This is a genomic window from Enterobacter cloacae complex sp. S1 (assembly GCF_014930525.1).
GTDB lineage: Bacteria > Pseudomonadota > Gammaproteobacteria > Enterobacterales > Enterobacteriaceae > Enterobacter > Enterobacter hormaechei_C.
The window spans coordinates 1-1210 of the sequence record NZ_JADBRE010000080.1 but is presented as its reverse complement, the minus strand read 5'-3'; the positions used below and the strand labels follow the sequence as shown (position 1 = coordinate 1210).

Sequence of the window (1210 nt, the reverse complement as noted above, 5' to 3'; positions counted from 1 at the left end):
ATTAGACTATTTGCCTCACGCAATATATTTATTTACTTTATTAATAAAAAAGCCTCAGATATCTTAACGTATAAGACTTTCCATGAAGTATGGAAAAATCAAGATGTCTTTTATAGAAATATGAAGTCTGAGGGTGCCTACAGTCCTAGTACAAATCCAAAGTTAGTACCATTTTTAAATCTTTTCGGAAGAGTTATTACAAATTTCCATCCGAAATTTAAAAATTATACAAAGGAATAAGAATGAATATTCTTTTGATAAGTAACATGTATCCATCAAAAAAACATCCTGATTTTGGAGTATTTGTAGAGAGAATAGTAAACGAGCTTAAAGCCAGCGATAATGATATTGACTTGTGCGTGAGAGATAGTAAAGGTAATAATAAACTTTCCAAAGTTATAAGCTACCTTAGCCTATATCTCAAAACTGTGTATAAATTAATTTTTAATAAATACGACTACATATATTGTCATTATGTCTCGCATACAGCATTACCAATTTTAATTGCTTCATATTTCGGCAAGAAGATGAACATTGTCAGCCATGTGCATGGCGGTGATATTAAGCTCTTAAAAGGGAGGAGTAAATTTTTTCATCGATTGAAAAATCAACTCACGAACTCTATTTTTAAAAAAAGTTCCACAATAATATGCCCTTCACCGAGTTATTCACAATTCTTGCTTGCAAATTTTAATGCCAACGATAAAAGCATTATCATTTATCCTTCTGGAGGCGTAGATAGATGCTTTAATTATGACGGGACTGTTATTAAATCCAAAGATGAAATTGTAATTGGATATGCTGGTAGGTTGGTTCAGTCAAAAAATGTTGATCTTATAATTAAGGCCCTCAAAGGAACTAAAAAGTTAAAGTTGTCAATTGTAGGAGAAGGTGAGCAGAAAAGTGAGTTGATGGCGATTAGCAAAGATTTAAATGTTGAATTCATCAATCCATTACCTCATGCCGAACTGGCGTCTTGGTTTAAAAAAATAGATTTGTTAATTTATCCTTCTGAAAGTGAAAGCCTTGGTTTAGTTCCACTCGAGGCTATGGCTTGCGGAGTATATTGTATATTAACAAAAATACCCGCTTTTAATGAATTTAAAAGTCACGGGTTAAATTTCTTGCAAATTGATCATTTTGAGTCTGATGCGATTAGAGATGCTATTGTGAAGTTTTCCCTGTTTGGGGATGATGAGCTAAATATAAT

The 1210-nt window shown here is 32.1% G+C and carries 2 protein-coding genes; both read left to right on the top strand.

The window, feature by feature from the left end; translation table 11 throughout:
* A partial coding sequence (locus IM290_RS21750) for a hypothetical protein (RefSeq protein ID WP_227009311.1) occupies positions 1–240 on the top strand: 240 nt, incomplete at its 5' end.
* Positions 241–242: 2 nt separating this feature from the next.
* The coding region (locus IM290_RS21510) for a glycosyltransferase family 4 protein (protein ID WP_193354516.1) at positions 243–1210 on the top strand (968 nt) is incomplete at its 3' end.